The organism is Blautia sp. OM07-19 (genome assembly GCF_003481595.1).
In the GTDB taxonomy this organism is placed as follows: domain Bacteria; phylum Bacillota; class Clostridia; order Lachnospirales; family Lachnospiraceae; genus Blautia_A; species Blautia_A intestinihominis.
In genome coordinates this window covers 36,075-42,941 of record NZ_QULA01000029.1, presented here as the reverse complement: position 1 = coordinate 42,941, position 6,867 = coordinate 36,075, and the positions used below count along the sequence as shown (strand labels likewise).

At 40.2% G+C, this 6,867-nt stretch carries 6 protein-coding genes; all 6 read right to left on the bottom strand.

From position 1 onward, the window contains the following. Nucleotides 1–48: 48 nt before the first annotated feature. Nucleotides 49–477 carry a hypothetical protein gene (locus tag DXC01_RS15880; RefSeq protein WP_118699287.1) on the bottom strand — a complete coding sequence of 143 codons (429 nt, stop codon included), beginning with the start codon at nt 475–477 and terminating at the stop codon, nt 49–51. A gap of 241 nt (nt 478–718) precedes the next feature. Then, nucleotides 719–859: a hypothetical protein gene (locus DXC01_RS20160; protein WP_158583641.1), complete on the bottom strand. Its 141-nt coding sequence runs from the start codon at nt 857–859 to the stop codon at nt 719–721. Then, complete coding sequence (locus DXC01_RS15875) at nt 852–1,544, bottom strand: hypothetical protein (RefSeq protein WP_118699286.1); 693 nt, start codon at nt 1,542–1,544, stop codon at nt 852–854. The genes DXC01_RS20160 and DXC01_RS15875 overlap by 8 nt, the downstream gene beginning before the upstream one ends. A gap of 183 nt (nt 1,545–1,727) precedes the next feature. Continuing rightward, nucleotides 1,728–2,153: a plasmid pRiA4b ORF-3 family protein gene (locus tag DXC01_RS15870; RefSeq protein ID WP_243111636.1), complete on the bottom strand. Its 426-nt coding sequence runs from the start codon at nt 2,151–2,153 to the stop codon at nt 1,728–1,730. 63 nt (nt 2,154–2,216) lie between these two features. Next, nucleotides 2,217–5,159, bottom strand: coding sequence for a fucose pyrophosphorylase domain-containing protein (locus DXC01_RS15865; RefSeq protein WP_118699285.1), 2,943 nt, complete (start codon nt 5,157–5,159; stop codon nt 2,217–2,219). Nucleotides 5,160–5,199: 40 nt separating this feature from the next. Beyond that, a complete protein-coding gene (locus tag DXC01_RS15860; RefSeq protein WP_118699284.1) occupies nt 5,200–6,831 on the bottom strand; it encodes a P-loop NTPase fold protein in 1,632 nt (543 codons plus the stop codon). Nucleotides 6,832–6,867: the final 36 nt, after the last annotated feature.

The window sequence follows — 6,867 nt, the reverse complement described above, 5'->3', positions numbered from 1 at the left end:
ATTCTAAAAATTTTAGTTTTCCAATAATTACAGGGATTCTTTGCGCATTTACAGGTTTTTATATAATTTATTTGAAGTAGCACAATAGGTTAAATTATCAATAACTCTTTGGTAATCCCCCAATTCTTGTAATCTTCCATGATGAGTTGAGGCATTTCTAGGTTCTTTCTTAGTAACAAATACCGAAAGCTCAATATCATAAAACCTACTATCATCTTTTACTTTATCACACAAACCAATCAGGCTTATGATATTATTTGTATCCGTAGCAATAGCTTCTCGTAAAAAATGCTCTACAGCCTCATAAAGTTTATCGGAACACTCTGCACAAAATTGGTAAATCGTAGCATCTGTTTCTATTGTCCAATTTTCCAAAAGCTTTCTTGCCATTTTATATTTTTTAACAGCAGGTAAAAATTCAGCTGTTATAAATCTATTAATTCTTATATTTTTATCATCATTAGAATAACTATCCATAAATCCTCCTCATATAATCGAGTATTTTTTATTGAAAATTCAAGGTTTTTCAACCTCTCATATCTCCTATGCTTTTCAGTTCATATTCAACAAAAAATCTCATAGATATACTGATAAATTTCAACAACTCCATTATACCATACATGAACCACTATCTATGATTCTGTATAACGAAAATACCCTTTCGTTCTTTTAACATACCAACTTTGTTATATCTCATTCTTCAATCATACGTTTCCATCTAAAGACGAATTGGATGGTTTCTATTACTACTGGTAGCAACGCTCCAAACAGCAGATTTTTTAACAGTGAGCCCGTTATGCATCGGATGATTGCTCTCCAGGATCATGCGACCATCCAGCTCATACTGGCAGCTATCCATCCGCTTCCCTTCTAATCAATCCAAATCGCAAAAAAACAGGATACAAATAGCCAGCCCCAGGCACTTTCAGCTTTTTAAGACTACTCACTTTTCCATTCAATTCCAATATTTCTTCCAAGGCAAGGTTCACACTGGCCTTGCTTATTAATTCCTCACTCTGTGCAATCAGCATCTCATCTCCACTTACACTGTAACAGAATCTTTCCCCATCTGCCGTTTCGAAAAAATATCCGCTAAATACCTTTATCGTATTCCATAATGTTTCTTCCAGTATCTCTATCGATTCTCCCATGCAAGACTTCAGCTTCTGGACTGCCAGTTTTCTTTTACGGTATGTTCTGCATCGCCAAGCATATAGACTCAGTTCCTCTGCATTATATATGACCTTCGTATATGGTAAATAAGAATGTACCGAAGATCTGCTCAGACCGGTCTCCTTCATGATATCCGAAATGCTCCAGTTGTCTTCCCACAGCGAATTGATCTGATCACTGATCTCGGTATGGTAGACTCCTGCCGTAATCAATATTTTGCGTGTCTTCATCAGGGTAATTCCGAACTGCTCTGAAATCTTCCTTAATGAATTGTTATCTGTCCCAGTTCCGTAGGCATCGACAATGCAGTTCGTTAACTGCTCCATTGCTTTCTCCGGATCGTATTCCGGATTCTTCTTTGCTCTTCCCATTTCGTGTTAATCCAATCATAGTTTATTCAGAACTGGCGCTATTTTCAATTGAGCGCCAGTTCTTGGAAAATCCTGCTTAGTTCTTAGCTTCGCTGAATACCAGCTCTGGTAAAAATCCTGCTTAATTTTTAATTTCCCTTGAAAATCAGGAATTCTCGTCGGTATCCCTGCACAAATACTGCATTATTCTTCGTCAAAGTCCTCTTCATCCCAATCCGGGTACTGTTGAATAGTTCCTTTTGACTTAATTACGCGAGGCTCAAAATCCTCCTGAACTTCACTGATCTTTGATACCGTAATTGTAAACATCCAGTCATCTCCAAAATCATAATGAAGTGCAAATTTCTGCCCTTTGCAAAGTCCGACTTCGTCAAGAGTTATATCTGCGGAGGGTTCATCTCCTTCCGGATCTGACTGATATGCATGTTCACTATACATTCGGTTATCCATGCAAAACTCATACAGATGCTCATCTATGAAATCAAAAGACTCCAGGATAACCTGACATAACTGATTTAATGTGCTGCTGCCACAGATTTCAATATTTCTATAAACCTCACGTCCTCTGCCAGCCGGATATATCTTCATCGAATATTGATTGCTCATCATCCACCTCACTTCCAGCCAAAAAGGCTCATTACTTTCTCAAAAGAAATTTGATTCATTAAAATCTCATTCCCACACAAGCCTGCAGTCCGCTACTCCAACCAGGCTGTCCATGAACACCTCGTTCAGGCGTTCTTCTACCTGCTGTCTGGTGACGCCTTTTTTCAGAATGACCTGAAGGAAGCCACCGCCGCCGGCACCGCAGACGAGTTTTCCGACGATCAGTTCTTCGATACTGCTGAAAATCTGCTCGATCAGTGTATTGCTGCTTCCGGCATCGACTTTTTTGCTCAGTTCCCAGTGGTAATCCAAAAGGCTGGCGAAGCCGTCTACATTGCCACGTTCCAGTTCAAAACGCATCAGCGCTGCTGTCTTCTGGATCTCTTCCAGGGCAAAAAGGCTCTCCGGCTCGTTTCCGACATAGCGTCCGACAACATCACGGAGCAGGTTACGGGCAAGTCTTCTCTGACCTGTATAGATTAGAACAAATCTGTCACTTAACTCCTGCTTTGCAGCTTCCGGAATCTCCACGTGAGTTACTTTGAGCTTCTGGTCAATTCCCGGCATGGAAGTGATATATTTCAGTCCCGGAGTGATCCCTCCGACCTGATCCTGCCAGCCACCGCCGGTGGACATGATCTGTTCCATTGCAAGTACATGTGCATAAAGATCTTCTTCTGTGTAAGCGATTCCCATAAACTCAAATACTGCCTTTACACAGGCTGCGGAAAGAATCGATGAAGTACCAAGACCCGAGCCTTTTGGAACATTCGTTACTTCGGAATGCATTTCAAATCCACCGCCAAGTCGATCCAGAATCTCTTCCAGACTGCTTCCTTCTTTCGGAATGATCCCGCAGGCGAGAAGACACGCTTTCTGCAGCGCAAACGGATCAAACGGATCACCTGTTGCCTGAAGTGGTTCGATGGTATCAAATTCTCCATGGACATCCATATCACGGCTGTCAAAAACAATCTTCTTTTCTGAAATTTTTTCCAGTGTGACTTCTACCGGCTTCTGCCCATTCAGAAGAATCGCTACATTTAATACAGTTCCACCATTCTCATTACAATACGGAGGTGTGTCACTCCAGCCGCCTCCCCAGTTGACACGAAGCGGAAGTTTTACTGTGTGCTTCTCTGTAACAATTCTGGCATTCTCGTTGTAAGACAGGTTTTTGATCGTAGAAGCCAGGACTTCTGACTGAATCGTGCGGAAACACTCCTGAACTTCATCTTCATCGTCCAGGATCACTCCGAGATAATAATGAAGACGCATCTTTTCACTGAAATCAGCCTTTTTGATTCTCCGCTCCAGCCATTCCTTCTGGATCTTTGTCAGAGATTTCATCTTTCTCAGCTTTGCCGCCGGTATTTTGTTTCTGATCGCTTTTGCAATCTCATCCATTGTCACCAGATCTGCCATTCTCCTGTTCCATGCAATGATCGCATCCGGATCTGCATCATTAAATCCGGAACAGAGAGATTTCTTTGGTGCAGCTTTCCATGCAGAAAGGTCTGCCTGCTCTTCTCCATGCACAACCGCATACAGATTTAATGCCGCACTTACCGCCTCTTCAATCGTGTCTGCCTCCGGATACAGGGCAGCAGACCATAATGTATGAGAATCATCCAGCCACAGCTTCACGTCCAGGTCTTTTTCAATCTGCTCCAGATCCATGTCAAACAGCCTGTTTTCCTTCGGATTGTCGTTTACGCCAAAGATACGGACAATAAACTTTCCATCACGCTGTTTCAGACCATGCATGACAACATTGTCCGGTATCACTTCATCGTGAATATCAATATAAGATAATACACAGTGCTCTCCTACTTTTGCCTCTCCATGCACATAAGAAACTTCCAGATAACAGTCTTTGCTGATATCCGCTCTGCTGCTCAGAACACTGTTATATCCCGCAGTGTCACTGTCTTTAATACTACTTCCGATCAGACGACTCCAGCCAAGCTCACGGTACTCGTCCACACCGCCGCTCATCAGTTCCAGAATCTCTCGGGTCGTACCAAAATGGATAAATTTCGCCGGTGCCAGACGAAGCAGCTTCATTCTGTATGGACGCAATACCTTCCATACACGCTCCCTTGCCTCCGTTAACTTCTGACAAAATTCTCCCTCCGGTTTCTCCTGATAAAAAGCTTCCAGAGTAGAATCTTCTGCCAGCGGATACAGAAAGTCCGCATACAGAGAAAGCCTTGTCTTCTCATTTACATGTCTGTCATAGTCTTCCTCCGTTGCGATCAGAGAATATAATGACTTCATCATCTCTGTGCTGAAAATAAGCGCACCTGTATCAATATCCACACAGTCAGACTCATTCACAGCCCCGACTTCTCGCAGTACTTCTACTGATTTTTTCTGCAGACAGCACTTTACATTTCCATTCTCACCATTCAAATAAACTCCGTGGTTTTTGCCGGTCTCCACATGCTCCTTGAAAGAAATCGCAGCAGCTCCGACATTATTATAATCAATCTGAAGCGGATTAAATAGAAGTAAAACATCTCCAGATAATAACACCATACCCTCACGGATACGTGACGGTACAGAACTCATGCAGATCATAAATTCATCAAACAATGTAGAATTACGTCCGTTCGGCAGGGCATGCGGCACCGGTGAAAAAAGCTTACCCAGTGCAGAATACTGCGGCACTCGCTTGCTGTCCCCACCAGAATGGATGACCAGTACACAAAGATTATCAAACGTCTCTTCCTGCTCATGCAGATATTTCAATACCTCCAGCGTTGCTCCGCCAGATCCCACACGCTTTCCATCACGATCCGGAATCGCAACAAAGGTTGTCTCCTTTGGCAGAAAATCCTTACGCTCCTCGATCTGCTTCCGAAATCCCTCTGCCTGCTGCTCATTAGATGCAGTCAGAATCACATAGTCCCATTTCGGAAAGTTTCTGAGCCTCAGAGAACGATTATAATCGTCCCAGCAATCCTGATATGCCTGAGATAAAAAAAGTGAATATAAATTTCTCATGTGTATTCTCTCTCCTTCGCTTAATTAATCTTTATCAAAGTTATTTTTTAACAAGCTGTCCTAACAAAGTCTCTATTCTGTGTTTAGACATATTGTCACATTTCTCTTTTAGAGCATCACAATACTGTAAAAATTTTTCTCCGTCTGAACGGTACAATATATCCATTATATTGCGACAGGTGAAATATTGCTCCTCATCTACTTCACTTATCGGGAAAGAATTCTCATTATACAGCTTTTTGCTTTCTGATACAATAACATCATGATAAGAAGAATCCCCATAATAATTCCGAAGTTTTCTCGAATACTCATACGCCTTTTTTCCATGCGTTGTATTCTGCAAATATTCCACATATGTCTCAATCAGAAATTTTTTCATACTTTCAATTTCTTCTTGATATATCTTTTTCGTTTTATCTGAGGACATATGAGATAACTCATACAAGTAACTTACGTCTGCTTTCTTTCCGTCCCGGACTGCTTCTTTCAGCATTTTATTTAAGATATTTCTGTATTCCAGTAAAACACTTTCGTTATTTTCTTCCAGAATATCACTCCAGATAATGTAGGAATCTGCAAATTGATTTAATTCTGTAATAGTACTACTCTCTGTCATATCTTTTCTCAAATCAGGTAGTAATCTCTTTATTTCCTCATCTGACTTATAGTAATTGGCTTTATCTCCCGATTTCAGAAACATCTCATATTCTACATTTAACTGCTCTTTATTGATTACTCCATCTTCATAATAACTCAATACTATTTTCGCCAGGTTATTCCTACATTTTATTCCAAAAAGATATCTTTCCAGTCTATGTTCAAGCATATTCCCAATATCGCTCACTGTTTTTCGCATGGAATCTGTAGCATTCGAATCTGCCTCTTTGTAATACAACTTATCCGTACTCTCCACAACAACAGCAAAACATATTAACCGTACTTCATCCAAAAACGGCTCATCGTCTTTACAGTATAATCTTACATCCTCAAAAAATCTCTGAGCCTTTTCGAGCGTTCTCAGATTTTTAACTTTATGAATACTCAAAAATTTTTCAATAAAGCCGGCATGAATATTCAATTTACTCCAGGCAACCATTTCCGACCGCTCTGTGATATGATATATCCGTTCAATTACTTTTTCGTTATATTTATCGAATATTGCCTTTTTATCCTGCAGTTCTTTCGTATTTGCAACCAAAATAACCTTTACATACGAACATTTTTTCAGTTCTTCTACAATTCCAAAAACTTCCTCCAGATTTATACCAGCACTTGTTCTTTCCAGATCATCTATAACAATAATATGAACCGAAGTAAACTCTCTCGCTAATAAGAAAAATACATCTCTTTCATTATAGATACTCTGCAATGCATCCTTCGCCTTTCCAAACTTGCTACAGAGCTTTGAGATTCCTGAAAAAATATTATTGGCAGTTTCAGCTATTTTCCCGGCGGTATTATTTTTTAAGATCAATAGAAATAAAACTTCATGATATATTTGTCTCGGATCTTTTAAACCAAACATTGATATTTTACAAACATTGGGGTTATCTTCCAGAGCTTCATTTATCGCATAAGATTTCCCAATTCCCCATACACCATCAAACAAGATCGCTTTATATGGCAATTCATTTATATTGCTGATTATATTCTTTATATTATCTGCTCTCATATTGTTTCTACCTTGTTTAGGCTTTAAAGTTTTATC

Excerpts from the sequence above, each read along its gene's own strand:
- DXC01_RS15880 (WP_118699287.1), bottom strand. The coding sequence starts at position 477 with ATGGATAGTTATTCTAATGATGATAAAAATATAAGAATTAATAGATTT.
- DXC01_RS20160 (WP_158583641.1), bottom strand. The coding sequence starts at position 859 with ATGGATAGCTGCCAGTATGAGCTGGATGGTCGCATGATCCTGGAGAGC.
- DXC01_RS15875 (WP_118699286.1), bottom strand. The coding sequence starts at position 1,544 with ATGGGAAGAGCAAAGAAGAATCCGGAATACGATCCGGAGAAAGCAATG.
- DXC01_RS15870 (WP_243111636.1), bottom strand. The coding sequence starts at position 2,153 with ATGATGAGCAATCAATATTCGATGAAGATATATCCGGCTGGCAGAGGA.
- DXC01_RS15865 (WP_118699285.1), bottom strand. The coding sequence starts at position 5,159 with ATGAGAAATTTATATTCACTTTTTTTATCTCAGGCATATCAGGATTGC.
- DXC01_RS15860 (WP_118699284.1), bottom strand. The coding sequence starts at position 6,831 with ATGAGAGCAGATAATATAAAGAATATAATCAGCAATATAAATGAATTG.